This is a genomic window from Kaistia terrae (genome assembly GCF_026344005.1).
Classification (GTDB): Bacteria; Pseudomonadota; Alphaproteobacteria; order Rhizobiales; family Kaistiaceae; genus Kaistia; species Kaistia terrae.
This window is the reverse complement of the sequence record NZ_JAPKNH010000002.1, coordinates 389,469-414,875: the sequence shown is the minus strand read 5'-3', so window position 1 is coordinate 414,875 and position 25,407 is coordinate 389,469. Positions and strand designations below refer to the sequence as shown.

Annotated in this window: 24 protein-coding genes; 12 read left to right on the top strand and 12 right to left on the bottom strand. The window is 65.3% G+C overall.

What is annotated here, in order from left to right:
- The first annotated feature begins 12 nt into the window (after positions 1-12).
- Positions 13-792: an aminoacyl-tRNA hydrolase gene (gene pth, locus OSH12_RS07050; RefSeq protein ID WP_266342817.1), complete on the top strand. Its 780-nt coding sequence runs from the start codon at positions 13-15 to the stop codon at positions 790-792.
- Positions 793-800: 8 nt separating this feature from the next.
- A complete protein-coding gene (gene ychF / locus OSH12_RS07045; RefSeq protein ID WP_266342816.1) occupies positions 801-1,895 on the top strand; it encodes a redox-regulated ATPase YchF in 1,095 nt (364 codons plus the stop codon).
- Positions 1,896-1,991: 96 nt separating this feature from the next.
- Here ychF and OSH12_RS07040 read toward each other — a convergent pair whose 3' ends face one another.
- The 5 genes from OSH12_RS07040 to OSH12_RS07020 all read right to left on the bottom strand — a co-directional run bounded on the left by OSH12_RS07040 (position 1,992) and on the right by OSH12_RS07020 (position 5,843).
- On the bottom strand, positions 1,992-3,071 hold the full coding sequence (locus OSH12_RS07040) for a DUF4282 domain-containing protein (RefSeq protein WP_266342815.1): 1,080 nt from the start codon (positions 3,069-3,071) through the stop codon (positions 1,992-1,994).
- Between the two features lie 72 nt (positions 3,072-3,143).
- Entirely contained in the window at positions 3,144-3,788 is a 645-nt protein-coding gene (locus OSH12_RS07035; protein WP_266342814.1) for a glutathione S-transferase, read from the bottom strand.
- Position 3,789: 1 nt separating this feature from the next.
- Positions 3,790-4,332, bottom strand: coding sequence for an adenine phosphoribosyltransferase (locus OSH12_RS07030; RefSeq protein WP_266342813.1), 543 nt, complete (start codon positions 4,330-4,332; stop codon positions 3,790-3,792).
- Between the two features lie 139 nt (positions 4,333-4,471).
- Complete coding sequence (gene hemF, locus OSH12_RS07025) at positions 4,472-5,359, bottom strand: oxygen-dependent coproporphyrinogen oxidase (protein WP_266342812.1); 888 nt, start codon at positions 5,357-5,359, stop codon at positions 4,472-4,474.
- Positions 5,346-5,843, bottom strand: a complete 498-nt coding sequence (locus OSH12_RS07020; RefSeq protein ID WP_266342811.1) for a tRNA (cytidine(34)-2'-O)-methyltransferase — start codon at positions 5,841-5,843, stop codon at positions 5,346-5,348. The genes hemF and OSH12_RS07020 overlap by 14 nt, the downstream gene beginning before the upstream one ends.
- Before the next feature lie 63 nt (positions 5,844-5,906).
- Here OSH12_RS07020 and OSH12_RS07015 point away from each other — a divergent pair, with 63 nt between their 5' ends.
- The gene (locus tag OSH12_RS07015; RefSeq protein WP_266342810.1) at positions 5,907-7,757 is read left to right on the top strand and encodes an ABC transporter ATP-binding protein; all 1,851 of its coding nucleotides are present in this window, start codon (positions 5,907-5,909) and stop codon (positions 7,755-7,757) included.
- A gap of 421 nt (positions 7,758-8,178) precedes the next feature.
- The gene (locus OSH12_RS07010) at positions 8,179-10,014 is read left to right on the top strand and encodes an ABC transporter ATP-binding protein (RefSeq protein ID WP_266342809.1); all 1,836 of its coding nucleotides are present in this window, start codon (positions 8,179-8,181) and stop codon (positions 10,012-10,014) included.
- A gap of 56 nt (positions 10,015-10,070) precedes the next feature.
- Here OSH12_RS07010 and OSH12_RS07005 read toward each other — a convergent pair whose 3' ends face one another.
- The gene (locus OSH12_RS07005) at positions 10,071-10,451 is read right to left on the bottom strand and encodes an antibiotic biosynthesis monooxygenase (RefSeq protein ID WP_266342808.1); all 381 of its coding nucleotides are present in this window, start codon (positions 10,449-10,451) and stop codon (positions 10,071-10,073) included.
- Positions 10,452-10,613: 162 nt separating this feature from the next.
- On the opposite strand from OSH12_RS07005, the gene OSH12_RS07000 reads away from it, so the two are divergent.
- The 4 genes from OSH12_RS07000 (at position 10,614) to OSH12_RS06985 (ending at position 14,143) form a co-directional block, all read left to right on the top strand.
- Entirely contained in the window at positions 10,614-11,165 is a 552-nt protein-coding gene (locus OSH12_RS07000) for a MarR family winged helix-turn-helix transcriptional regulator (protein ID WP_266342807.1), read from the top strand.
- A 213-nt stretch (positions 11,166-11,378) separates the two neighbouring features.
- Complete coding sequence (petA, locus tag OSH12_RS06995) at positions 11,379-11,939, top strand: ubiquinol-cytochrome c reductase iron-sulfur subunit (protein ID WP_266342806.1); 561 nt, start codon at positions 11,379-11,381, stop codon at positions 11,937-11,939.
- Between the two features lie 19 nt (positions 11,940-11,958).
- The gene (locus OSH12_RS06990) at positions 11,959-13,227 is read left to right on the top strand and encodes a cytochrome b (protein ID WP_266342805.1); all 1,269 of its coding nucleotides are present in this window, start codon (positions 11,959-11,961) and stop codon (positions 13,225-13,227) included.
- 28 nt (positions 13,228-13,255) lie between these two features.
- The gene (locus OSH12_RS06985; RefSeq protein WP_380223546.1) at positions 13,256-14,143 is read left to right on the top strand and encodes a cytochrome c1; all 888 of its coding nucleotides are present in this window, start codon (positions 13,256-13,258) and stop codon (positions 14,141-14,143) included.
- Positions 14,144-14,194: 51 nt separating this feature from the next.
- Here OSH12_RS06985 and OSH12_RS06980 read toward each other — a convergent pair whose 3' ends face one another.
- The 4 genes from OSH12_RS06980 to OSH12_RS06965 are packed head-to-tail and all read right to left on the bottom strand — an operon-like array spanning position 14,195 to position 16,946.
- Positions 14,195-15,442, bottom strand: coding sequence for a CCA tRNA nucleotidyltransferase (locus OSH12_RS06980; RefSeq protein ID WP_266342803.1), 1,248 nt, complete (start codon positions 15,440-15,442; stop codon positions 14,195-14,197).
- Positions 15,439-15,702, bottom strand: coding sequence for a DUF6111 family protein (locus tag OSH12_RS06975; RefSeq protein WP_266342802.1), 264 nt, complete (start codon positions 15,700-15,702; stop codon positions 15,439-15,441). Before OSH12_RS06975 ends, OSH12_RS06980 begins: the two co-directional genes overlap by 4 nt.
- Positions 15,703-16,341, bottom strand: coding sequence for a CoA pyrophosphatase (locus OSH12_RS06970; RefSeq protein WP_266342801.1), 639 nt, complete (start codon positions 16,339-16,341; stop codon positions 15,703-15,705).
- Positions 16,338-16,946 carry a DUF1285 domain-containing protein gene (locus OSH12_RS06965; RefSeq protein WP_266342800.1) on the bottom strand — a complete coding sequence of 203 codons (609 nt, stop codon included), beginning with the start codon at positions 16,944-16,946 and terminating at the stop codon, positions 16,338-16,340. The genes OSH12_RS06970 and OSH12_RS06965 overlap by 4 nt, the downstream gene beginning before the upstream one ends.
- Positions 16,947-17,077: 131 nt before the next feature.
- On the opposite strand from OSH12_RS06965, the gene OSH12_RS06960 reads away from it, so the two are divergent.
- Genes OSH12_RS06960 through OSH12_RS06945 form a run of 4 tightly spaced genes read left to right on the top strand, consistent with a single transcriptional unit; the run spans position 17,078 to position 23,910 of the window.
- Positions 17,078-18,094 carry an AAA family ATPase gene (locus tag OSH12_RS06960; RefSeq protein ID WP_266342799.1) on the top strand — a complete coding sequence of 339 codons (1,017 nt, stop codon included), beginning with the start codon at positions 17,078-17,080 and terminating at the stop codon, positions 18,092-18,094.
- Positions 18,095-18,098: 4 nt separating this feature from the next.
- Entirely contained in the window at positions 18,099-19,016 is a 918-nt protein-coding gene (locus OSH12_RS06955) for a DUF58 domain-containing protein (protein ID WP_266342798.1), read from the top strand.
- Positions 19,013-21,838, top strand: a complete 2,826-nt coding sequence (locus OSH12_RS06950; protein WP_266342797.1) for a DUF4159 domain-containing protein — start codon at positions 19,013-19,015, stop codon at positions 21,836-21,838. Before OSH12_RS06955 ends, OSH12_RS06950 begins: the two co-directional genes overlap by 4 nt.
- Positions 21,835-23,910: a hypothetical protein gene (locus OSH12_RS06945; protein WP_266342796.1), complete on the top strand. Its 2,076-nt coding sequence runs from the start codon at positions 21,835-21,837 to the stop codon at positions 23,908-23,910. Before OSH12_RS06950 ends, OSH12_RS06945 begins: the two co-directional genes overlap by 4 nt.
- 194 nt (positions 23,911-24,104) lie before the next feature.
- On the opposite strand, the gene OSH12_RS06940 is transcribed toward OSH12_RS06945, so the two are convergent.
- Positions 24,105-24,605: a GNAT family N-acetyltransferase gene (locus OSH12_RS06940; protein WP_266342795.1), complete on the bottom strand. Its 501-nt coding sequence runs from the start codon at positions 24,603-24,605 to the stop codon at positions 24,105-24,107.
- 210 nt (positions 24,606-24,815) lie between these two features.
- Positions 24,816-25,271, bottom strand: a complete 456-nt coding sequence (locus OSH12_RS06935; RefSeq protein ID WP_266342794.1) for an NUDIX domain-containing protein — start codon at positions 25,269-25,271, stop codon at positions 24,816-24,818.
- Positions 25,272-25,407: the final 136 nt, after the last annotated feature.

The window sequence follows — 25,407 nt, the reverse complement described above, 5'->3', positions numbered from 1 at the left end:
GGGGGAAGCACGATGCTCCTCATTGTCGGTCTCGGTAACCCGGGCAGCCAATACGCGCTCAACCGGCACAATATCGGCTTCATGGCGGCGGATGCGATCCACCGCCGCCATGGCTTCAGCCCCTGGCGCTCGCGCTTCCAGGCGCTGGTTTCCGAGGGCACGCTCGCAGGGCGCAAGACGCTCCTGATGAAGCCCCAGACCTACATGAACGAGAGCGGCCGCGCCGTCGGCGAAGCTGCCCGTTTTCACAAGATTCCCAACGCCGATATCGTCGTCATGCATGACGAGCTCGATCTGCCTGCTGCCAAGATCCGGATGAAGACCGGTGGCGGCCATGGCGGTCACAACGGCCTCCGATCGATCTCCGCCCATATTGGCGAGGATTACCGGCGGCTGCGGCTCGGCATCGGTCATCCGGGTTCCAAGGAACTCGTGCATGGCTATGTGCTGCATGATTTCGCCAAGGTCGACGGTGAGTGGATCAACCTGCTGCTCGACGCCGTCGCCGACAATGCGGCGCTGCTGGCGGACGGCAAGGACAGCACTTTCGGCAACCGGCTGCATCGCACCCTGGAACCGGAAAAGCCGGTCAAGCAGCCGAAAGCGGACAAGCCTGCCAAGGTGGACGCGTCCACCAAGCCTGACGCGCCTGACAAGCCGGCGCCTGCCAAGCTCGATGCCGTGGCTTCCATCGCCACGTCGGCTAAATCATCAACTTCACCAGCTTCGCCGCCAGCCGATGGGCCGTTCGCGGCGGGGCTGAAGCGCCTCTTCGGCGTCAAGGACGAGTAAGGAACATCATGGGCTTCAAATGCGGGATCGTCGGCCTGCCGAATGTCGGCAAGTCGACCCTTTTCAACGCGCTGACCAAGACGGCGGCGGCGCAGGCAGCGAACTATCCGTTCTGCACCATTGAGCCGAACACCGGCGAAGTCGGTGTTCCCGACCCGCGCCTCGACAAGCTTGCCGCGGTCGGCAAGTCGCAGCAGATCGTGCCGACCCGCCTCACCTTCGTCGACATCGCCGGCCTCGTACGCGGCGCGTCGAAGGGCGAAGGCCTCGGCAACCAGTTCCTCGCCAATATCCGCGAAGTCGACGCCATCGCCCATGTGCTGCGTTGCTTCGAAGACGGCGACATCACCCATGTCGAAGGCCGCATCGATCCGGTCTCGGATGCAGAGACCGTCGAAACCGAACTGATGCTCGCCGACCTTGACAGCCTCGAGCGCCGCGTCAATCCGCTGCGCAAGCGCGCCGCCACGGACAAGGAAGCCAAGGCCCAGGTCGTCCTGATGGACGCCGCCCTGGAGCTTCTGCGCGAGGGCAAGCCCGCCCGCCTGCTGCAGGTCTCCGACGATGATCGCGGCGCGTTCAATGCGCTGAACCTCCTTACGTCGAAGCCGGTCCTGTACGTTTGCAACGTCGAGGAATCGGCGTCCGCGACGGGCAATGCCCATTCCGACCGCGTCTTCGAGATGGCCAAGGCGCAGGGCGCCGGTTGCGTGACGATTTCGGCCGCCATCGAAGCCGAGATCGCCCAGCTCGACGCCGCCGAACAGGAAGAATTCCTGGAGACGCTCGGCCTTGAAGAGCCCGGCCTCGACCGCCTGATCCGCGCCGGCTACGACCTGCTCGGCCTGATCACCTACTTTACGGTTGGTCCGAAGGAAGCGCGCGCCTGGACGATCACCAAGGGCACCAAGGCTCCGCAGGCAGCCGGCGTCATCCATTCGGATTTCGAGCGTGGCTTCATCCGCGCCCAGACGATCGCCTTCGAGGATTATACCCGCCTCGGTGGAGAAGCGGGCGCCAAGGAAGCCGGTCGCTCTCGCGATGAAGGCAAGGAATATGTTGTCGCCGACGGCGATGTATTGCTGTTCCGCTTCAACACCTGAGCAGTTCGGTTCCCAATAAAAAGCCCCGGCGAACGCACGTTCGCCGGGGCTTTTTATTGTCAGGACCGTCGCCGGCATGGCGAACGCCCGCAAGGTTCATGCGGCGTCGTCGGTCTTCTGCTTTGCCGGTTTCACGACAGTGGTTTCCACAGCGGCATCCGCCTCGCCGGCCAGAGCCCTGACCGCTTCGTCGAGTACCTTCTCCACCTCCGCTACCGCGTCCTTCGACGTTGCATCGATCTCGAGCGGCGCTTCATCAACCGCCTTCACGACGGCAGGTTCAGCGACCTTCTCGGCCTTCCTGGCATCCGGCTTCTTGGCTTCGGCGCGCTTCAGCTCCACCTTGACCTCGGGCGCCTTCACTTCCGGCACCGAGGATTCGACAGCCGGCTTTGACTCAAGGACGGCCGATTTCGCATCTGCAACCGGAGGCTTGACCTCTATAGCGGCAGTTTTGACGGATTCGCGCCGGGCCTCAACGGCAGGCGGCCCTTCCCACTTCGGGGCAGCGGCCTCCTCCAGATGAGCCCTGGCCCCAGCAAGGCCGGCATCCTGGGACTGTGAAGGCGCTGTGGAGACGCGCGCGGCTGCGGCCTCGCGGCGAGCGCGGATCTCGGCCAGCCGGGCCTCCAGCGAAGCCGTCTCGCTCGACCTCGCCTCTGCGACGCGGGCGTCGGAGGTCCGTGGTTCCGCCGCTCTTGGCTCCGGTTTCTGTTCCTGCGCGCGGGGCTCCGGCGGGCGGGTTTCTCCCCAGCGATTCTCGGCGCGGCTGGGAGGCGGCGTGGCGGCCGCAGCGGGGCGCGGTGGCTCTGGGAGCATCGCCTCGATCGCCGCGGCGTAGGGGTCGAGAACGGGCACTTCGATCGCGTGAGGTTGGCGCTCGGCGGCGTTGGCGAGGCTGTCGCGGATGTCCATCAGGTTTTCATTGACGCGGAACAGCATGATGACGGCTTCGCAGACGACGCGTGCCGCAACGATCGCCGCCAACGTGCCGATGATGCTGCCGGCGATTGCCAGCAGCCCGTGTCCCGGCGCGATCTGGACCAGCGCCAACCCGCTTATCAGCCCGGAAATGCCAAATAGAACCGCGATGGCCGCCAGCAGCCAGAACAGGAGTTCGATGACCGACGTCGCAACGAACCGATCCCATTTGAAGAGGTCGAGAAAGGAGTTCATGCCGTCATCCCAAGGAGCACTTCACACGCACGATAGAGTTGTACCCAACGGCACAACGAGTCACGCAGACTCTCACAATTCGCGCCGAGCCGCATCTTCCCACGCCGTAAACCCGGCATCGCCCAGCATTGTGGCGACATATTCACCGGCGAGATCCGAAAGCGCCGGCTCATAGGTACGGAATCGGCTGATTACGGGCGCAAACATCGCGTCCGCTATGGTGAACTGACCGAACAGATACGGCCCGTCCGTGCCATAGGCCGTGCGGCAATCGCGGAAGATAGAGTCGATCCGCGCGATATCCGCAGCAACGCCCGGTTCGTCGAGTCCGACGCCCGGCTTCAGCGCAAACAGATCCATATCCAGCGCCATCCGCATGGGCCGAAAACCCGCATGCATCTCGGCGGAAATAGAGCGCGCCGTTGCCCGGGCAACCGGGTCAACCGGCCACAGCTTCGCGTCGGGATAGCATTCGGCGAGATATTCGCAGATCGCCAGCGAATCCCAGACCTTGATCGGAACCTGCGTCCGTCGGTCGATCAGCAGCGGCACCTGTCCGGTCGGGCCGAGGGCGACGGCCTCGGCCTTGCCGGCCGGTGTGCGATGCTGCAGCACGACCTCGTCATAAGACGCACCAGTCCGACGCAGCACCAACCAGGGCCGCATCGACCAGCTCGACCAATGCCGAGAACCGACGACGATCGTGAAATCCGGCATGTCAGTGCCCTTCGAAGCTGACCAGCGTACGGACCGGAACATCGAGCGCGCGCAGCTTGGCAGCGCCGCCCAGTTCCGGCAGGTCGATGATGAAGCAGGCGGCCTCTACGATGGCGCCGCGATTGCGCAACAGCTTGACCGCGCCTTCGGCCGTGCCGCCGGTCGCGATCAGGTCGTCGACTAGGATGACGCGGTCGCCCTTGCCGACCGCGTCGACATGCATCTCCATCTCGTCGGTGCCGTATTCAAGCGCGTAGGACATGCTGACCGTGTCGAAGGGCAGCTTGCCCTTCTTTCGGATCGGCACGAAGCCGGCCGAAAGCTGATGCGCCACGGCGCCGCCGATGATGAAGCCGCGCGCCTCGATACCGGCCACCTGGTCGACCTTAGCTCCGGCCCAGGGCTGGACCAGCTCGTCGATCGGGCGGCGGAAGGCGCGCGCGTTTCCAAGCAGCGTGGTGATGTCGCGGAACTGCACGCCGGGCTTCGGGTAATCCGGGATGGTGCGGATCGAGGCGGCGATTTCGTTCAAGGCAGAGGTCATGGTGGCCTTCGAGTATCTACGGATGTTCGCTTAGGCTTGCCCCAGCTTTTGGCCTACGTCCAGTTCGAAGACGCTGCCGGGTCGTGTGCCGTCATTCGAGACACCCGCTTCGCAGGCTCCTCACCTTGAATGACGCCCCCTACGGCCACTTCACCACGGGCGGCATCGACGACAGGATCGAATCGATGTTGCCACCGGTGCGAAGGCCGAAGATCGTGCCCCGATCATAGAGCAGGTTGAACTCGACATAGCGGCCACGGCGGATCAGCTGTTCCTCGCGGTCGGCCTCGGTCCAGGGCTGCTCGAAATTGGCGCGCACCGCGGCGTCATAGGCGGCGAGGAAGCTGACGCCGACGTCCTGCGTGAAGGCGAAATCGGCGTCCCAGTCGCCGGAATTATGGCCGTCATAGAAGATGCCGCCAATGCCACGCGGCTCGTTGCGGTGCTTCAGGAAGAAATACTCGTCGCACCACTTCTTGTAGCGCTCGTAATCGGCAACCGGATGACGCTCGCAGGCGCCCTGCATAGCCGCATGGAAAGCGACGCTGTCGGGATCTTCTTGGCTACGGCGGCGGTCGAGCACCGGCGTCAGGTCGGCACCGCCGCCGAACCATTGCTTGGTCGTCACCACCATGCGGGTGTTCATGTGCACGGCCGGAACGTTCGGATTGGTCATGTGGGCAATCAGCGAGATGCCGGCCGCCCAGAAGCGCGGATCTTCCGACGCACCCGGCATTTCCTTGGCGAACTCCGGGGCGAAGCTGCCATGCACGGTCGAGACATGCACGCCGACCTTCTCGAACAGCCGGCCATGCATCAGCGCCATCGTGCCGTCGCCGCCCGGCGCGCCCGTGTGGTCGGTGCGCTGCCAGGGCTTGCGCTCGAACCGGCCGACCTTGTCGCCATAGAGCGCGGGCGATGCCGCGTCCTCCAGCGCCTCGAAGCCGGCGATGATGCGACCTTGCAATTCGGCGAACCAGGTGCTCGCGCGGGCCTTCTTGTCCTCGATTGCGTCAGGCAGTGCCATTTGTGTCATCCTCAACAGCGGGAACGCCCGGCAGGCCGCAGGTCTGCCGGAGGGCCTCGCCAGTTACCATGGCAACCGTCATGGCGAGATTGATCGAGCGCAATCCCGGCCGCATCGGGACGATCAGTCGCGCCTCGGCCCGTTCATGCACCGATTCGGGCACGCCGGCGCTCTCGCGGCCGAAAAGCAGCACGTCATCCGGCCGGAAGGCGAAATCCGTATAGGCAATCGCCGCCTTGGTCGACAGCAGCACCAGCCGACCGCCCTGCTCCGCCCGGAAACTCTCGAACGTTTCGAAAGAAATGTGGCGGCGAAGCACGGCGCGCTCCACATAGTCCATGCCGGCGCGCTTCAATCCGCGATCCGACAGGTCGAAGCCGGCAGGCTCTATGATGTCGACATCCACACCCATGCAGGCAGCGAATCGCAGGATTGCTCCCGTGTTGTGGGGAATGTCCGGCTGATAGAGCGCGATACGGGGCATCTGGCCTTCATTTCAGTAAAGTTGGCGCGGCGGGCCCGCGACAATGGTGATACAGGATCCAGCATGCTCCGCTACTTTGAACATCTGATCGATCCGTTCGTCCCGGAAGAAAACGTTCCCCCGACCGGCCTGCTCGCCTTCTATCGCCATTTCCTGATGCCCGTCTGGCCCTATGTCGTCGCGCTGATGGCGGCGGGGCTCGCCGTGTCGCTGGCCGAGGTCGCGATCTACTCCTATGTCGGCCGGCTGGTCGACATGATGGCCAGCAACCAGCAGGCCAATTTCCTTGCCGAGCATGGCTGGCAACTCGCCGTCATGGCGTTCGTCGTCGTCGTCCTGCGACCGCTCGTCAACGCCATCCAGACCATCCTGTCGAACCAGACCCTGCCGCCGGCGCTAACAGCGCGCGTGCGCTGGCTCAACCATCTGCATGTGATCGGCCAATCCTACTCGTTCTTCCAGAACGATTTTTCCGGCCGCATCGTCACCAAGATCGTGCAGACCGGCTCGGCGCTGACGCAGTCCATCACCCAGGTCATCGACGCGCTCTGGGTGATTTCCGTCTTCGTCGTCTCGGCGCTGTTCATCTTTGCCGATGTCAGCCTGATCATGGCCATACCGCTGGCGATCTGGGTCATGGCGCTGGCAACCCTCGCCTACGTGTTCGTGCCGCGCGTGCGAAAGCGCGCCGCAGCCGCGTCCGAAGCCCGCTCGCTGCTGACCGGCAAGCTGGCCGACATCTACGGCAACATCCAGACGGTAAAGCTGTTCGCCCGCGATGGTCGCGAGGAAGACACCGCCAGAAACGCCATCGCCGAGCAGACCGGACGGATGCTCGATCAGAACCGGCTGCTGACGACGCTGTCGATTCTGATGCAGTTCACCAACGCGCTGTTGATCGGCGCGACGGGTGCTGCGGCCGTGGTACTGTGGATGCGCGGCACGATCAGCGGCGGCGAGACGGCGGTGGCGCTTGGCCTCGTCATGCGGCTGACCGTGATGTCCGGCCGGGTGATGATGACGCTCACCGGCCTGTTCGACAATGTCGGCACGGTCGAGGACGGCATGCGCACGATCGCCCGCCCACATGGACTGATCGACCAACCCGACGCGCCGCAGTTGATCGTCAGCAAGGGCGAAATCGCCTTCGACAATGTCGTCTTCAACTATGGCGGCAAGACACCGGTGCTGCGCGGCGTCAACCTTTTGGTCAAGCCCGGCGAGCGCATCGGCCTGGTCGGCCGCTCCGGCGCCGGCAAGACGACGATGGTGAGCCTGCTGCTGCGCCTCTACGACCTCGAAAGCGGCGCTATCCGGATCGACGGGCAGGATATCTTGACCGTCACGCAGGGTTCGCTGCGTGCCGCGATCGGCGTCGTCACCCAGGATACGGCACTGCTGAACCGCTCGGTGCGCGACAACATCCGCTATGGCAGGCCCGACGCCGACGACGCGGCGGTGCGTCTCGCCGCTCGCCAGGCGGCCGCCGACGGCTTCATACAGGGCCTTTCCGATCCGCGTGGCCGCACCGGTTACGACGCCCATGTCGGCGAGCGCGGCGTCAAGCTTTCGGGCGGCCAGCGCCAGCGCATCGCCATCGCGCGCGTCCTGCTGAAGGACGCACCGATCCTCGTGCTCGACGAGGCGACCTCGGCGCTCGATTCCGAGATCGAATCGGTGATCCAGGAACAGCTCGAAGGGCTGATGGAGAACAAGACGGTGATCGCCATCGCGCACCGGCTGTCGACCATCGCAGCGATGGACCGCCTCGTCGTCATGGACGAGGGACGCATCGTCGAGACCGGCACGCACCAGGAGCTTCTGGCCGCACAGGGTCTCTATGCTTCGCTCTGGGCCCGCCAGTCTGGTGGCTTCATCGGCGGCCTCACAGCACACGAGATCGCGGCGGAATAATCTCGGCTGCGGGGGCGATACGCCCCTGTAGCCCTTTCGCAACAAACGGCCCTTAATGCTCTCCCCAGCGAAGAATGCGAGCGATTCAGGCGCCAATCCGCGCTAGAGTTGCGGGATTGAACCAGTTGCCGCCGCAAAATGCGCCCGCAACGCAGATCCGGGAGGGTTGGATGGAAATGATCCTGTTGAACATCCGGCCCGCGATCTGCCCCCGTCAGGCGACGAACGCCGCGCTCTGACGCTTCCTGGCCCACCCGGCCGAACCTCCGGACACTCCCTTTCCGACCCATCCGGTTCCCGGTTCGCCAAGGCCATTCGCTTCCGCCGGATGACGCGCCCTCTCCCGCCCGAGATGCGCCCAAAACCCGATTTCCAGCCGCGCAACCAAGGCGCGGATCCGTCAGCAAACTCTGGACATCTCATGTTCCGCTTCTTCGAATCCCGGATCGATCCGTTCCGCAGCCATGACGACAGCATGCCGCCCGCGACGCTGCTCGGCTTCTACTGGCGCTATTGTCGGCAGATCTGGCCGTTTCTCCTGATCCTGATGGCGATCGGCCTGATCGTTTCCCTGATCGAGATCGCGATGCTTCGCTATATTGGCTCGATCGTCGACCTTCTGAAAACGACGACGCCGAGCGAAATCATCGCCGATTATGGTCCGACGTTCCTTTGGATGGGCTTCGTCATCGTCATCGCGCGGCCGCTGGCGGCGCTGGCGCATGATCTCGTCAACCAGCAGACCATCGCGCCCAACTTCACCAATCTGATCCGCTGGCAGACGCACCACTATGTGATGCGCCAGTCCATCACTTTCTTCGCCAATGACTTCGCCGGCCGCATCGCCTCGAAGATCGTGCAGACCGGCCCGGCTTTGCGCGAATCGGTGACGCAGGTCATCGATGCGCTGTGGTTCGTGACGATCTTCGCCGGCTCGGCGCTTGTGATCTTCTGGAGCGCCGACTGGCGGCTCGCGATGCCGCTGCTGATCTGGATCGTCGCCTATGTCGTGACGCTGGCCTGGTTCGTGCCCCGCATCCGCGACCGCGCCCCCATCATGTCCGAGATGCGTTCGCAGCTGACCGGCCGCATCGTCGACAGCTACACCAACGTCCAGACGGTGAAGCTCTTCGCCCATCCCGAGCGCGAGGACGAATATGCCAAGGAGGCGCTGGTCGAGCACACCGCCGCCTTCAAGAACGAGACACGCCTGATCACGGCGATGAACGCAACGGTTTCGAGCCTGAACGGCCTGCTGGTGATGGCGACCGGCACGCTCGCCGTCTGGCTCTGGTCGTTCGAGGCCATCACGCTGGGCGCCATCGCGGTTGCCGCCGGCCTCGCCATCCGCATCACCAACATGTCCGGCTGGATCATGTGGGTGGCGGTCGGCATCTTCGAGCAGATGGGAACCGTGCAGGAGGGGCTGGAGACGATCGCCCGTCCGTATGATCTGCTCGACAAGCCCGGCGCCAAGCCGCTCGTGGCCTCCAAGGGGGAGATCCGCTTCGAGAATGTCCGCTTCCACTATGGCAAGGCGGGCGGGATCATCGAGGACCTGACCTTCACTATAAAGCCCGGCGAAAAGGTCGGCCTCGTCGGACGGTCGGGCGCTGGCAAGTCGACGCTGGTCAACCTGCTGCTGCGCTTCTACGACGTTGAGTCGGGCCGCATACTCATCGACGGGCAGAATGTCTCCGACGTGACGCAGGACAGCCTGCGCCAGCAGATAGGCCTGGTTACGCAGGACACCTCGCTGCTGCATCGCTCGGTGCGCGACAACATCCTCTATGGCCAGCCAAACGCGTCCGAAGAGGCCGTGGTCGAAGCAGCGCGGCAGGCTCACGCCGATGGCTTCATCCAGGGACTGAGCGACCCGCGCGGTCGCACAGGGCTGGACGCTCATGTCGGAGAGCGTGGCGTCAAGCTTTCAGGCGGGCAGCGTCAGCGCATTGCCATTGCCCGCGTGCTGCTGAAGGACGCGCCGATCCTGATCCTCGACGAGGCGACCTCGGCGCTCGATTCGGAGGTCGAGGCGGCGATCCAGGAGAGCTTCCTGCGGCTGATGCAGGACAAGACGGTGATCGCAATCGCCCACCGCCTCTCCACCATCGCGGCCATGGACCGGCTCATCGTGCTCGATCAGGGCCACATCGTCGAGACAGGCAGCCACGAGGAGTTGCTGCGGCAGGACGGGCTCTATGCCAGCCTCTGGCGTCGGCAGTCCGGCGGCTTCCTCGACCTGCACGCCAACTGAAACGGCACCGGGGTGGGCGACAATCGCCCTCCCCGGTCGTGCGTGGCCAACGGCCGTCAGATAGCCGGAACGCGGGCGTAGCTGGCGATATCGGCGGTGATGCCGAGGCGCGCGATCATCTCGTGCCGGTCGAAACCGATCTCGGCATGGCGCTTCGCAACGGCCTCGCTGACCCGACCAACAACCTCCGCGTTCGCCCATTCGACCACGGTTACAATATTGAACGCGCCCGGCCCCGATTGCTGCTCAAGGATCATGTCCTGCAGAAAGCCGTCCTGCTGCCGCAATACAGCGTGGGTGTCGTGGACGCGGGCGAGAAACTCGTCGCGGCCGTTGGCCGGGACGATGAACCTGTCGACCCGGTAAAGCGGGCTGGATGGCGTCGAGACACCTCGGACGCGCGGGACGGAGTCGTGGAAGGCGGATGCCTCGGTCATGACAGTCTCCTGTTCACGGATCGCTGGGCGAGATGGCCGAAAAGCCATTGCAATGATCCCGTGTAATTATATGCATGACTCATGCATATAATACAAGAGGACATTCCGGCGACCCGGAATTGGCTTTGCACCGGCCCCCTGAGCCAATGCTAGATTGATGCCATGACGAACACACCCGACGACGAACCCCGACGACGCATCGACCGCGTGGCAGCTGAGTCGCTCGAGCGCCTCGAGCGCGAGCCCGCCCGCGCCGGCGACATCGAGCGGATCGATTCTGCCCTTGGCCGCATCCGCCGCAGCATGGCGCGGCAATCGCTCGGTCGGCGGGTGCTGTCGGATCTCGGTGTCGATATCGATCCCGGCCTCGTCGAAGTCCTGCACGCGATTGCCGGGAATGGCGCCGAGGCGCCGGACGCCGTCTCGATCGGCCTCGTGGCGCAGGAGATGGGTGTCGATCCATCCCAGGCGAGTCGTCTCGTGCGCGAGGCGGTATCGGCCGGCCTGGTCGCAAAGGTCGCTGCGCCCGACGATGCGCGCCGCAGCGCCCTGAAGCTCACCGAACTGGGGGCGTCTCTTGTGACCGGCACGCGGAATTACAAGCATGTGCTGCTTTTGGAACACTTCCACGACTGGTCGGAGCGAGACCTTGAGGATTTTGCGCGTCTGCTGGGCCGGTTCTCGTCGATTGCCCGTCCCGGCGGTCGCAACTGACGCGTCCATCCCGCGACAATGTGCGCATACCGCGAGCGCTCTCTGGACATTCCTCGCGGTCGGTGGCTAAACAGCTTCTAATCTGAGAGATGGGGACCATGGCGGTTTTCCCATCTATTTTCGGCCGGCTGCCTTGAGCATCGTTTTGATGCGCGATGCAAATGGTCGATGACGACGGCAGCTCCCGCTACCGAGGACTGAGAGGGCATCATCTTGGCTGAAACCGCTACGGCAGTACCGACCCGCCGCGACTTTCTTTATATTGCGACTGGCGCAGTGGGCGCCGTTGGTGTCGCAGCCGCCGTCTGGCCCTTCATCAATCAGATGAATCCCGACGCATCGGCGCTTGCTCTGGCTTCCACGGAAGTCGACATTTCCGCGCTGCAACCCGGCGACACGCTGACCGTCAAGTGGCGCGGCAAGCCGGTCGTGGTGCGCAATCGCACCCAGAAGGAAATCGACGAGGCAAAGAGCGTTGCCCTGACCGATCTCAAGGATCCGGTCGCCCGCAACGCCAACCTGCAGCTCGATGCCCCCGCGACCGACGCAAACCGCGCCGCTCCCGGCAAGGAAAACTGGTTCGTGATGGTCAATGTCTGCACCCATCTGGGCTGCATTCCCCTTGGCCAGCAGGGCGAGTTCGGCGGCTGGTTCTGCCCATGCCATGGTTCGCACTACGACACGGCCGGCCGCATCCGCGGTGGTCCGGCTCCGGAGAACATGGCCGTTCCGGTCTATTCCTTCGTGAGCGACACCAAGATCAAGATCGGCTGACCGGGAGAAATTTGAGATCATGTCCGGACCATCGACCTATCAGCCGCAGAACGCTTTCCTGAAGTGGTTCGAGGCACGTCTGCCCATCGGCGGGCTCATCCATTCGTCGTTCGTCGTGTTCCCCAATCCGCGGAACCTGAACTACTGGTGGACCTTCGGCGGCATCCTCGCCTTCATGCTGGTTGCGCAGATCATCACCGGCGTCGTGCTCGTGATGCACTACACGCCCCACACCTCGCTCGCCTTCACCTCCGTTGAAGGCATCATGCGCGACGTGAACTATGGCTGGCTGCTGCGCTACCTGCACGCCAACGGCGCATCGATGTTCTTCGTCGCCGTCTACGTCCATATCTTCCGCGGCCTCTACTACGGTTCCTACAAGGCGCCGCGCGAGGTGCTGTGGATCCTCGGCATGATCATCTTCCTGCTGATGATGGCCACCGGCTTCATGGGCTACGTGCTTCCCTGGGGACAGATGTCCTTCTGGGGCGCCACCGTGATCACCAACCTCTTCTCGGCGATTCCGATCGTCGGCGAGACGATCGTGACCTGGCTCTGGGGAGGCTTCGCCGTCGACAACCCGACGCTGAACCGCTTCTTCTCGCTGCACTACCTGCTGCCGTTCATGATCGTCGGCGTCGTTGGCCTGCATATCTGGGCCCTGCACATCCCCGGCTCGAACAACCCGACCGGCGTCTCCGTCAAGTCGAGCCAGGACACCCTGCCCTTCCATCCCTACTTCACCGTCAAGGATGCGTTCGGCCTGGTGGTCTTCCTGATCGTCTACATGTGGTTCGTGTTCTACCTGCCGAACTTCATGGGTCATGCCGACAACTACACCCCGGCTAACCCGCTCGTGACGCCTGCGCATATCGTTCCGGAATGGTACTTCCTGCCCTTCTACGCGATCCTGCGTTCGGTTCCCGACAAGCTCGGCGGCGTCATCGCCATGTTCGGCGCCATCGCGGTGCTGTTCGTCGTGCCCTGGCTCGACACCTCGAAGGTCCGTTCGGCCAATTTCCGTCCGCTCTATCGCCAGTTCTTCTGGATCCTGGTGATCGTGTCGATCGGTCTTGGCTATCTCGGCTCGCGTCCGGCCGAAGGTGGATACGTCATCGCCTCGCGCATCCTGACGATCTACTACTTCGCCCACTTCCTGGTGATCCTGCCGCTGCTCGGCCTGTTCGAGAAGCCGAAGCCCCTCCCCGCCTCGATCACCGAATCGGTGCTTGGCAAGGGGGCGGCCAACGTCACCGTCGGTGCGCCTGCCGCGCCGCAGACCAAGTAAGCCGCGAGAGGATCACGGATTGATCATGATGAAGTCCCTTTCCGAGAAAATCGCGCGGTTTGGTCTGGTCATCGCCCTCGGCGTCGCTTCCGCGACGCTGGTGGCCGGACCGGCAAGCGCCGCCGAAGGGGAAGCGCACGCCGCGACCCCGCACTATCCGATCGTGAAGCCGCCGCAGGAGCCCTGGAGCTTCGCCGGCGTCTTCGGCAGGTTCGATACGGCGCAGCTTCAGCGCGGCTATCAGATCTACAAGGAAGTTTGCGCAAGCTGCCATTCCATGAACCTGGTCAGCTTCCGCAATCTCGGCCAGCCGGGCGGACCGCACTTCTCCGAGGCTCAGGTCAAGGCTCTTGCCGAGACCTTCCAGGTGCAGGACGGCCCGAACGACGTCGGTGACATGTTCGAGCGCGCCGCCCGCCCGTCGGATCGTTTCCCGGCGCCTTTCCCCAATCCGGAAGCCGCCGCTGCCTCCAACAATGGCAAGGCGCCGCCGGACCTGTCGCTGATGGGCAAGGCCCGCGCCGTCGAGCGTGGCTTCCCCTGGTTCGTCCTGGATATCTTCACCCAGTACCAGGAAGGCGGCCCGGACTATATTCATGGCCTGCTGACCGGCTACAAGGAACCGCCGGAAGGCGTGAAGATCGGCACCGGCCTGCACTACAATGTCGGCTTCGGCAGCGGTTCAGCCATCGCCATGGCGCCGCCGCTCAGCGATGGCCAGGTGACCTATACCGATGGCACGCCCGAGACTGTCGACCAGTACTCGCGCGACGTCTCGGCCTTCCTGATGTGGACGGCCGAGCCGCACCTCGACGCGCGCAAGCGCATCGGCTTCCAGGTGATCATCTTCCTGATCGTTTTCGCTGGCCTGCTCTATCTCGCCAAGCGGAAGATCTGGGCCAACGTCGCGCACTAAGCGCACGTCGACCGAACACCAAATTGAAAAGGGCCCCGTCGGGGCCCTTTTTTATTGCTGCTGTTGCTGTTGCTGGTAGCTCGCCAGGAATGCTCGCAATCGTTCCCGCAGTTCCGCCGCATCGGCGCGGAAATCCTCGTCGATCCAGCCGCGCTCCATGTGCTTGAGCAGCAGGCCGACAAGCGGACCGCGATCGACGCCAAGCTCGACGACATCGCGACCGGAAAGCGGAAACACCGGGATCGCCCAAGCCTGCGCCGAGGCGGCGCGCGCGCCAACGTCCTCGGCCGATAGCAGCCCTTTGGCGCCGGCCAGCGTCAGGCCGTCAAGAAAAGCGCCCTGCCCGATCCGGTAAAGCGCCAGATGATCGTCGGCGGGCGACGATGTCGCCGCCGCATCCAGACCTGCCGCGAGCGCTGCCCGCATGCGGTTTCGCTCGGCATTGGACAGGCGGAAGCGGGTGGCGATCCGATCGACATCTTCCTGCACGCGGCCGAAAAGGACAGCGAAACGCAAGGCCGCCACCGGCGGCTCACCGCCTTCAAATTCCGGCAGGCGGGCAATGGCGACGAGATCGCCGACGCTGGCAGCGATCAGCGGCAGGATACCGCTCTCCTGCATGAGGGTGATGGTCGGAACCGCGCCTTCGGCTATGACGAGACGGCGCATTTCCTGGCCGATCCGCTCGGCCGAGAGCTCGGCCAGATCATGCCGGGCGCGGATGGCGGCCGAGAGCCCCTCAGGATCGGGTGCACCGGCGCCATAGGCAGCATGGAAACGGAAGAAACGCAGTACCCGCAACCGATCCTCGGCGATCCGTCGATCGGCCGAGCCGATAAACCGGACCCGTCGCGCCGACATATCGGCAAGCCCGCCAACGAGATCATACAGGCGCCCATCCAGATCGACGGACAGGGCATTGATGGTGAAATCGCGCCGCTCGGCATCAGCCAGCCAATCGCGGCCGAAGCGCACGACGGCGCGGCGGCCATCCGTCTCGATGTCCTGGCGGAGTGTCGTCACCTCGACGACATGGTGATGGCCGATGACCGTCACCGTGCCATGATCGACGCCGGTAGGCGCCACCTTCAGCCCGGCCGCTTCGGCCCGTTCCGTCACGGTCTGCGGCAGGGCCGTCGTGGCGATGTCGACATCGGCGACCGGCAATCCCATCAGCGTGTTGCGCACCGCGCCGCCGACGACCCGCGCCTCCTCGCCTTCCGTGGACAGCAAGGTGAGCACCTGGCGGACCAGCGGATCGGAAAGAAACGCCGCATCCCGGAAATCGGTTCGGCTCAATTGAATCCGCCTGGGACGAGCTTGCCGTCCCGGAATTCTGCCGGGTGATAGGTCGTTCCGACCTCACCGCCCGAGAAATGCACCAGACCCAGCACCGCGATCAGCGTGATGACGATGCCAATGCCCGCCAACCGGGACAACACAGTGTACGACCAGTCGGTCCGATTAAGCGTCAAACCGGGGGCTAGCTGGCGCCAGCCGGCATAGACCATGAACGGGGCCAGGAAGCAGAACAGGGTGATCGCGAGAAATCTCAGCATCTATCGAAAGAGTCTCTCATAAAGGCCGCGGATAATTCCGGCGGTTACGCCCCAGATATGGTGTTGATCATACGGCATTTCGTAGAGCGAATACCGGACGCCATCAAAATCGCGACTGATTGTCTGGTGATTTTCCGGTGTCATAAGGAAAGAGAGCGGCACTTCGAAGGTCGCGTCAACCTCGGCCGGGTTGAGCACGAGGTGATGATCGGGCGCCACGCGAGCCACAATGGCGGTAATCCGGTAGCCGGTGCCGGCGATATAAGGGTCGAGTCCGCCGATCGGCTCGACCATCGCCGGATCGAGTCCGATTTCCTCCTGCGCCTCGCGCAGAGCGGCGGCCGTCGCATCGGCATCGGTCGGGTCGATCTTGCCGCCGGGAAACGCGATCTGGCCCGCATGCTTGCGCAACTGAAGCGTCCGCCGCGTCAGCAGCACGGTCGCCGTGCTGCGCTCGACGATCGGAATCAGCACCGCCGCATCGCGCGAAATGAACCCTCTGGGCGGAATGAACTCAGGATTGATGACCGACTCGTTTGGCCTCGCGGCCAGCGGTGTTTCCAGGGGGAGCAGCAACTTCCGCGCCCTGTCGAAAAAATGATCCGGCCGGAACGGATCCTCGAAATCCTGCCGCGTCACGACGTCACCGTCTCGTTTCGAGCCCCGATGCCGAAGAAGTGACCGGAGGAGAGCACACCGATTTCATCGCCGCGCTCTATGAAATAGGCGGCCAGTTCGTGCACCAGCGGACGCGCCAGCCGGGCCTCCAGGCCGCCGCGAACGCGGACATAGGGCATCAGCCCACCATCGTCGGATCCCGTCGCCACGCGCAGAGGGTGTTCCGCATCGACCGTGACCACGTCCCCAACATTGGTGCGCAATACCAGCCTCTGCGCGTCGCTTTCCCCCTCCATGGCCATTTCTACGGCGATGAAAGGGACGTCTTCGACCGTAATCGTCAGTTTTTCCGCAGGCGTGACGAGCACATAGCTGCCATCGGCCTCCCGGCGCAGAACGGTGGAAAACAGCGCCACCAGCGCCTCGCGCAGGATTGGACGCCCCTCATGGTGCCAGACACCCTGATGATCGATGCGGATATCGATCACGCCGCAATGGGTTGGATTCCAGAGATGAACGGGCGCCGGACCGCGCAGCTTGCCGGCCCGTTCGATCAACCCCGTGAGAGCCGCCCCCCCGGCCAAAACGTCCTCGGCCTTGGTTTCGCCCTGCTTTGTCACTGACATGCTAAGTATCATCCTTCCGCGCAGGGTCGCGCAGCCATTGGCTGACGCAACCGTGCCGGTCGTGCAAAGATTGTACGCGGATCGAGTCACCCGATCTCGTCGCGACCGCAACCGAAACTATATGGGCCGATATGAGCGCGTTCAATCAGACCTCCATCGCCGACATCAATCCGGGCCGCACGATTGCCGAGGCCGACGCCGCCGTCGCCACGATCAAGGTGGCGCGAGACGCCATCGGCAAGGTGATCTATGGCCAGGAGACCGTGATCGAACGGGTGCTGGTGACGCTGCTGGCCGGCGGCCACGGACTGCTGGTGGGCGTGCCTGGCCTCGCCAAGACCAAGCTGGTCGAAACGCTCGGCATCGTGCTCGGCCTCGACGAGCGCCGCGTGCAGTTCACACCGGACCTGATGCCCTCCGACATCCTCGGCTCCGAAGTGATGGACCAGGACGATACCGGGCGTCGCTCCTTCCGCTTCCTCAAGGGCCCCATCTTCGGCCAGCTGCTGATGGCGGACGAGATCAACCGCGCCAGCCCGCGCACGCAATCCGCGCTGCTGCAGGCCATGCAGGAATATCACGTCACCGTTGCCGGTCAGCGCTACGATTTGCCGAGCCCCTTCCATGTGTTGGCGACGCAAAACCCGCTCGAGCAGGAGGGAACCTATCCCCTGCCTGAGGCGCAGCTCGACCGCTTCCTGCTTCAGATCGACGTGCTGTATCCCGACCGCGAGGCGGAGCGCCGGATGCTGTTCGAGACCACCGGCGCTGCCGACGCGGTCGCCGAGAAAGTGACTGACGCGCAGTCGCTGAAGGCGATCCAGCAGTTGGTCCGCCGCCTGCCGATCGGCGAAAGCGTCGTCGAAGCGATCCTCAATCTCGTTCGCTCCGCCCGGCCGAACGAGATCAACGACCCCAAGCTTGCCGGCGTCATCGCCTGGGGCCCCGGTCCGCGCGCGAGCCAGGCGCTGATGCTCGCCGTCCGCGCCCGCGCCCTGATCGATGGCCGCTATGCGCCATCTATCGACGATGTGATGGCCTTGGCCGAACCGGTGCTGCAGCACCGCATGAGCCTGAGCTTCGCGGCCCGGGCCGACGGGCTCTCGGTGCGCGATGTCATCGGGACCCTCAAATCGCGAATCGGGTGACGTTTTGACCGAAGCGCGCAACTCCGTGCCGACATCCAGCCGTGTCGGCGCGAATCTCGCTGAAGCAAAAGGCTTGGCGGCGAGCTTGCCCGACCTGCTGGTCGAGGCGCGCCGGGTTGCGACCACGGTCCTGGCCGGCTGGCATGGCCGCCGCCGCGCCGGGCCGGGCGAAACCTTCTGGCAGTTCCGTCCCTTCGTCGCCGGCGAGGCTCCCGGCCGCATCGACTGGCGCCGCTCCGCGCGCGACGACCATTTCTACATTCGCGAGCGCGAATGGGAGGCGGCGCACACCGTCTGGCTTTCCGCCGATCTGTCGCAATCGATGGACTTCCGTTCGAAGCTTGGCCTCGCCTCAAAGCGTGACCGCGCCGTCGTGCTGCTGCTGGCGCTGGGCGATTTGCTCGCCGCCGCCGGCGAGCGGATAGGCCTGCTCGGCCTTGGCGATCCGATCCTGTCGCGCAATGCCGCCGAGCGCCTCGCCGAGACGCTGACCCATTTCGAAGCCGCCCAGCCCGCACTTCCCTCGGCCATGCGGCTCAGCCGCTTCGCCGATCTGGTCTTGATCAGCGACCTGCTCGACCCGCTCGACGAGATCGAGGCACGGCTTGCCGACTACGCCCGCCATGGCGCAACCGTGCATCTAGTGGAGATCCGAGATCCCGTCGAAGAGATCTTCCCCTATGCGGGACGGACCGAATTCCGCGATCCCGAAACCGGCGCTCTCTATACGATCGGTCGCGCCGAGCAGATCGCTGTGGAATACCGCAACCGCCTCGTTGCCCGCCGCGAGACGCTGGCCGCCACCTGCCGCCGCCTCGGCTGGACCTATCTGACCCACCACACCGACCGCCCGGCGACCGAGCCTCTTCTGGCGCTGCATGCTCGCCTTTCGACCCGTACGACGCAGGGAGCCCGGGCATGATCGCCGGCCTGCCCCTCGCTTTCGGCGCACCGCTGGTTCTGGCGGCGCTTGTACTGCTGCCGGCGATCTGGTGGCTGCTGAAGCTGACGCCGCCCAAGCCACGGCTTGAAAGCTTCCCGCCCACCCGCATCCTGGCCGAAATCACCCAGCGCGACGAACAGCCGGCGCGCAGCCCCTGGTGGCTGACGGCGTTGCGGTTGCTGCTGGCCGCGCTCGTCATCCTGGCGCTCGCCGCGCCGATCTGGCGCCCGACCGGCGAAAGCGCCCCTGGCTCCGGCCCGCTCCTGCTCGTCATCGACAATGACTGGGCCTCGGCTCGCGATTGGGAGACGCGCATCGATACGGCCCGGCGCATCGCGGGGCTGGCGGAGAGCGCCGGCCGGCCGGTCGGCCTGATCGCCACGGCCGAACCGCCCAACCAGGAGGTCGCCCCCACCGACGCCGCCACGATCCGGACGAGGATCGACGCGCTGGTGCCGCGGCCCTATCCCACCAACCGCGCGGCCATTGCCGCCGCCCTTCAGACATCCGCGCCGGCTGTCGCGTTTGGTGGTGTCGCCTGGCTGTCCAACGGGCTCGGCGGCAAGGATGCCGAGGATTTCAGCCGCTTTCTGGATAGCGCCGTCAAGGCGCCGGTGACGATCTATGGCCGCGACGGCAAGTCCTTGCTCGGCCTCGCCGCACCCGTCGCCACGGCGGACGCATTGACGCTCGCCGTCCTGCGCGGCGAGGGAGAGACAGATTCCACCGGCACGCTGGTCGCCCGCGACATGAAGGGGCGTTCCGTCGGCGAGACGCCGTTTACCTTCAAGGCCAGTGATCTGCGCACCGACGCCGTCTTCAACCTGCCGACCGAACTGCGCAACGAGATCGTTCGCGTCGAAATTGCCGGCCAGCAGACGGCCGGCGCCGTGCAGCTTCTCGACGACCGTTTCAAGCGCCGCCGCATCGGCCTGATCTCCGGCGCGTCGAGCGACAACGCCCAGCCGCTATTGTCGCCGCTCTACTACATCACCCGCGCGGTCCAGCCCTTCGCCGACGTGATCGAGCCACGGGATGCCAATGCAGGCCTTGCCGTGCCGCAGATGATCGAGGCAGGCTCCGCCGTCATTGCGATGGCCGATATCGGCACGCTGACGCCAGATGTCGAGGACAAGCTCGCGACCTGGGTCGAGGCCGGCGGTACGCTATTGCGCTTTGCCGGTCCGCGCCTGGCGGCGGCGAGTGCTGCCACCGACAACCTTATCCCCGTTCGCCTGCGCGAAGGTGGACGTGTGCTTGGCGGCAGCCTTTCCTGGTCGTCGCCGCAGCCGCTCGCGTCGTTTTCCGACACTAGCCCCTTCGCCGGGCTGACGATCGCGCCCGATATCGAGGTTCGCCGCCAGGTTCTGGCCGAACCGGACGCCAGCCTGCCGTCCCGCACCTGGGCAGCGCTCGCCGATGGCACGCCGCTGGTCACCGCCGCCCCGCTCGGCAAGGGTTGGCTGATCCTCTTCCATGTGACGGCCGACGCCAGTTGGTCGAACCTGCCGCTTTCCGGGACTTTTGTGGAGATGCTTCGCCGGATTTCCGCCTTCGCCTCGGTGCCGCTCCTGTCGGACAGCAGCGCTAAGACGGTAGAGGGATCGGCCGGCGCGGCGCTGCCACCCTACCGGCTGCTGGACGGTTTCGGCCATTTCGTCACCAGCGATCCGGTCGCCCGTCCGCTTCCCGTTTCCGGCGCGCCGGTCGGGCCGAGCCGCGAGCATCCGCCAGGTCTCTACGGCAATGAGGACGGCTTCCGGGCGATCAACGTGCTCGCACCCGATGCGACCTTGCCCCCCTTCGATGTGAGCGCCATGGGAAATGCCGAGATCCGGCCCTATCCGACCACCGCGCCGACCGACCTTTCGCCCTATCTGCTGCTCGCGGCGTTCGTGTGCCTGATCGCGGATGCGCTGGCCGTTCTGTGGCTGAATGGCGGCCTGCGCGTCCGCCGCCACGTGGCCGCGGCTGTTATCCTTTCGTTAACCCTGGCGCCTGTTTTTTCGCCGCCGCCGGCACGTGCCGACGCGGCGAGCGACCAGTTCGCCATGGACGCCGTCAACACCTCGCGCCTGGCCTACGTGCGGACCGGCAATGCCGAGATCGACGACATGAGCGAGGCAGGTCTCGCCGGCCTGTCGCGAGCACTGGGCGCCCGCACGGCGATGGAGCCGGACAATCCGCTCGGCGTCGATGTCGAGAAAGACGAGCTGAGCTTCTTCCCGCTGCTCTACTGGCCGATCGATCCCGCGTCGCCCATGCCCTCGTCCACGACGCTCGCCAGGATCGATGCCTATATGAAACAGGGCGGCTCGATCCTGTTCGATACGCGCGACGCGATGGAGCGAGCGCCCGGCTCCACCGGCTTTGGCGGCACGCCTGCGGCCGAGCGGTTGCGCGCCATGCTCTCCGGCCTCGACATTCCGCCGCTCGAGCCGGTGTCGGGAAACCATGTCCTGACCAAGGCTTTTTATCTGCTGGATGACTTCCCCGGCCGCTATAGCGGCGGGCCGCTCTGGGTCGAAGCCTCGCCGCCCGAGGATGACGCCGCCGCCGCGCAGCGTCCGGCCCGACCGGGCGACGGTGTCTCGTCGATCCTGATCACCGAGAACGACATGGCCGCCGCCTGGGCGACCGATCCGGATGGCCGCTATCTGGTTCCGACGATCCCGCCCGATCCGCGCCAGCGCGAACTGGCCTATCGGACCGGCATCAACATCGTCATGTACACGCTGACCGGCAACTACAAGGCCGATCAGGTCCATGTGCCGGCGCTGCTTGAGAGGTTGGGACAGTGAACTGGTCGCTGACCTTCGCGCCGCTGATCCCGCTGCCCTGGCTGGTCGCGGTGGCCGTCCTCGGCCTCATCGCCGTCGCACCGCTGCTGCTGCGCCGTCTGCGCGGCGGCTGGCTGAGGCTGCTGGCGCTGGTTGCCCTGATCGCCGCCCTCGCCGGCCCGGTGCTTCTGGCCGAGGATCGCCAACCCCTGCCAACCGTCGTGGCGCTCGTCGTCGACAAGAGCGCCAGCCAGGATCTCGACGGCCGCGCCGAGGTGACGGAAGCAGCCCGCGCCGCGCTGGAAAAGCGTTTTGGTGAATTGCGCAGCATCGACCTGCGCGTCATCGAGGCCGGTGGCAAGACCGGCGCTGCCCCGGTCGACGGCACGGAACTGTTCACCGCCGTCTCGACCGCCTTGGCCGATGTCGCGCCAGAGCGCCTTGGCGCCGTCGTCATGCTGACCGATGGCGAGGTGCATGACGTGCCGATGCCGCCGAACTCGCCTTTTGCCGGCGCGCCGCTGCATGCGCTGGTTTCCGGCCGCGATGATGAGCGCGACCGCCAGATGGTGATCCGCTCGCCGCCGCGCTTCGCCATTGTCGGCGAAGACCAGACCATCGAATACAGCGTGCTCGACCAGGGCGCGCCGTCCAACGAACCCGTTCGCGTCACCATCAGCCTCGACGGCGAACCGCTGGCGACGGAAACCGTGACGCCCGGCGCGTTAAACCGCTTCCCGATCAAGATCGGCCATGCCGGGCAGAACATCTATGAATTCGAGGCCGCCGCGCTCGATGGCGAACTGACCACGGTCAACAACCGCGCCGCCGCCGTCATCGACGGCATCCGCGAAAACCTGCGCGTGCTGCTGGTCTCCGGCGAGCCGCATGCCGGCGAACGGATCTGGCGCAATTTGCTGAAATCCGACGCCTCGGTCGATCTCGTCCATTTCACCATCCTGCGCCCGCCGGAGAAGCAGGACGGCACGCCGATCAACGAGTTGTCGCTGATCGCCTTCCCGACGCGCGAGTTGTTCTCGGTCAAGATCGACCAGTTCGACCTGATCATCTTCGACCGCTACGCCCAGCGCGGCGTGCTGCCGACGATCTATTTCGACAACATCGCCCGCTATGTCCGCGAGGGTGGCGCACTGCTGGTCGCCTCCGGGCCAGACTACGCTTCGGATGACAGCCTCTGGAGCACGCCGCTGGCCGATGTCCTGCCGGCCGCGCCAACCGGCCGGGTCCTCGAAAAGCCCTTCAGCCCCCGCGTAACCGATCTCGGCCAGCGCCATCCGGTGACCCGCGGCCTTGCGGGCGCGGATGCCGAGCCGCCGCGCTGGAGCCGCTGGTTCCGCCAGATCGAGGTGGAGAATCCGGGCGGCGAGACGATCATGAAGGGCGCTGACGACGATCCACTGCTGGTGCTCGACCGCGAGGGCAAGGGCCGCGTCGCGCTGATGCTGTCCGATCAGGTCTGGCTTTGGGCGCGCGGCTATGAGGGCGGCGGCCCGCATGTCGACCTGCTGCGCCGGCTGGCGCACTGGCTGATGAAGGAGCCCGACCTCGAGGAAGAGGCGCTGCGGGCGACGGCGCGCGGCGCAACGCTGGTCATCGACCGCCAGACCATGCAGGAAAAGACTGGCCCGGTGACGGTAATCGCCCCGTCCGGCGCGCGCAGAACCCTGACGCTGAGCCCGGAAGCACCCGGCCGTTTCCACGCGGAAATGCTGGCCGACGAGATCGGTCTCTGGCGGGTCGAGGATGGCGAGCATCGCGCTTTCGCTCATGTCGGCCCGGCCAATCCGCGCGAGTTCACCAATGTTCTGTCGACTTTCGACAGGCTGGCGCCCGTGGTCGAGGCGAGCGGCGGCCATATCGCCCGGATGACCGCCAACGGCGCGCTCGACACGCCGCGCATCGTGCCGATGCGTCCGGGCCGCGCCATGACCGGTCGCGACTGGATGGGCGTCCGCATGACGGAAGCCTCGGTGCTTAGGGGTGTCGACCGCTGGCCGCTGTTCTCCGGCTTCCTCGGCCTTGCCGCGCTGCTCGGCGTGATGGCCGCGACCTGGTATCGCGAAGGACGGTAGGCGGGGAGCTCTCGCCTTCCGCTAACCGCTCAGGCTCGCCGTCATCCCGGGCTTGACCCGGGACCCATTCAGCCGAAGCAACGGAGGTTCGCGCGGCTGTTTTCGCGGCTGCATGGATCCTCGCCTCCGCGAGGATGACGGAGGGTTGGAACAGGGCCGATGGGAAATCCCTCTCCCGCTTACTGGCGAAGACGCTAAGCCGCGCGTTCGGCCGAGCCGCCCAAGCCTTCGAGTGCATCGTCGGTCAAGGGGCAGACCAGGATACGGGCCGGATCGGCCGGGGCCGGCAGGGTGACCTGATAGGGTTTTAGCCGCTGAAAGCCGAACGGGCCGTAATAGGGCTCATCGCCAACCAGCAGGATCACGCTGTGTCCCGCTTCCTTCGCCGCCGCGATCGAGGTGCGCATCAGCGACTTGCCCGCGCCCCTGCCCTTCCAGTCCGGCACGACGACCAGCGGTCCAAGCAGGATCGCCGGCTTGCCGCCGATGCGGATCGGCGTCAGCCGCACGGAGCCGATCATCTGCTCGCCGGACTTGGCCACGAAGGAAAGCGCCGGATCATGCGGCACGCCCTCGCGCAACAGCGAGGCGGCGCGGGCGAACCGGCCGGGACCGAAGGAGATTTCGTGCAACGCCTCGATGGCGGAATCATCGGCAGGCTGTTCGGCCAGGACGGTGAAAGAGTCGATCTTCATGGAATTGCGTCTCGTCGGAAAGGCATGACACGGTCCGACGGAGGCCACCGATCAGGTGCGGCGGATCCCGGGGACAGGCGTTCGAACGGCATCGCGTGACAGGAGGTCACGGCCGTCGGTTCGTCGTCGCAGCAGGAGAAGTCTCGGATTCATGCTTGTTTCCGGGTCGCAGTCCAAAGGCGCAATAACACGCGTCGCCGGCTCCGGCAATCACCAATGCGGCGAGTTCGGCGCACCGGCCGCGATCTCGGCCAGACGACGGCGGGTCGCCGGCGTCGTGGCCTCCGGCAAAGCGCCGACTTCGAAGAAGCCGGCCTCGGCGATCTCGCGATTGGGATAGAGCGGCGGGTTGGGTCGACGGACCCGCCGCGACACGAAGACCAGCACATGATCGCGCCGTCGCTTCGGATTGTTGTAGATGCCGAAAAGCGTCGGCGCGTCATCGATCTCGATGCCGCCTTCCTCGCGCAATTCGCGCAAAAGCGCCTCGCTCACGGTTTCGCCACGCTCGACGCCGCCGCCGGGCAGATACCAGCCGGGCAGATAGCTGTGACGAACCAGAAACACCCGCCCATCCTCGTCGAAACAGGCGCCGCGCACACCGAGCGTCATGCCGCGCAGTACCGGAGCAACCAGGGTGGCGAGACGAGCGAGATGAGAATACATGCGAGATCGATCCGGGTTGACGGCAGCATAGGACGGGCAACAGCGAGCGCAATGCTCTGCCGATTTGCCTCGCCGCGTTTTGTTTACGCGAACGGCTCTGGGCAAGCCCTATGCGTTCATGCGCCAGAAGCATGGC

Bases quoted from the DNA above. Each gene is read 5' to 3' on its own strand.
- OSH12_RS06990 (WP_266342805.1), top strand. From the start codon at position 11,959: ATGTCCGGACCATCGACCTATCAGCCGCAGAACGCTTTCCTGAAGTGG.
- hemF (WP_266342812.1), bottom strand. From the start codon at position 5,359: ATGGCACTGCCTGACGCAATCGAGGACAAGAAGGCCCGCGCGAGCACC.
- OSH12_RS07000 (WP_266342807.1), top strand. From the start codon at position 10,614: ATGACGAACACACCCGACGACGAACCCCGACGACGCATCGACCGCGTG.
- OSH12_RS07005 (WP_266342808.1), bottom strand. From the start codon at position 10,451: ATGACCGAGGCATCCGCCTTCCACGACTCCGTCCCGCGCGTCCGAGGT.
- OSH12_RS07015 (WP_266342810.1), top strand. From the start codon at position 5,907: ATGCTCCGCTACTTTGAACATCTGATCGATCCGTTCGTCCCGGAAGAA.
- OSH12_RS06950 (WP_266342797.1), top strand. From the start codon at position 19,013: ATGATCGCCGGCCTGCCCCTCGCTTTCGGCGCACCGCTGGTTCTGGCG.
- OSH12_RS07030 (WP_266342813.1), bottom strand. From the start codon at position 4,332: ATGACCTCTGCCTTGAACGAAATCGCCGCCTCGATCCGCACCATCCCG.
- OSH12_RS06965 (WP_266342800.1), bottom strand. From the start codon at position 16,946: ATGTCAGTGACAAAGCAGGGCGAAACCAAGGCCGAGGACGTTTTGGCC.
- OSH12_RS06935 (WP_266342794.1), bottom strand. From the start codon at position 25,271: ATGTATTCTCATCTCGCTCGTCTCGCCACCCTGGTTGCTCCGGTACTG.
- ychF (WP_266342816.1), top strand. From the start codon at position 801: ATGGGCTTCAAATGCGGGATCGTCGGCCTGCCGAATGTCGGCAAGTCG.
- OSH12_RS07010 (WP_266342809.1), top strand. From the start codon at position 8,179: ATGTTCCGCTTCTTCGAATCCCGGATCGATCCGTTCCGCAGCCATGAC.
- OSH12_RS07040 (WP_266342815.1), bottom strand. From the start codon at position 3,071: ATGAACTCCTTTCTCGACCTCTTCAAATGGGATCGGTTCGTTGCGACG.
- OSH12_RS07020 (WP_266342811.1), bottom strand. From the start codon at position 5,843: ATGCCCCGTATCGCGCTCTATCAGCCGGACATTCCCCACAACACGGGA.
- OSH12_RS06940 (WP_266342795.1), bottom strand. From the start codon at position 24,605: ATGAAGATCGACTCTTTCACCGTCCTGGCCGAACAGCCTGCCGATGAT.
- OSH12_RS06960 (WP_266342799.1), top strand. From the start codon at position 17,078: ATGAGCGCGTTCAATCAGACCTCCATCGCCGACATCAATCCGGGCCGC.
- pth (WP_266342817.1), top strand. From the start codon at position 13: ATGCTCCTCATTGTCGGTCTCGGTAACCCGGGCAGCCAATACGCGCTC.
- OSH12_RS07035 (WP_266342814.1), bottom strand. From the start codon at position 3,788: ATGCCGGATTTCACGATCGTCGTCGGTTCTCGGCATTGGTCGAGCTGG.
- OSH12_RS06985 (WP_380223546.1), top strand. From the start codon at position 13,256: ATGAAGTCCCTTTCCGAGAAAATCGCGCGGTTTGGTCTGGTCATCGCC.
- OSH12_RS06975 (WP_266342802.1), bottom strand. From the start codon at position 15,702: ATGCTGAGATTTCTCGCGATCACCCTGTTCTGCTTCCTGGCCCCGTTC.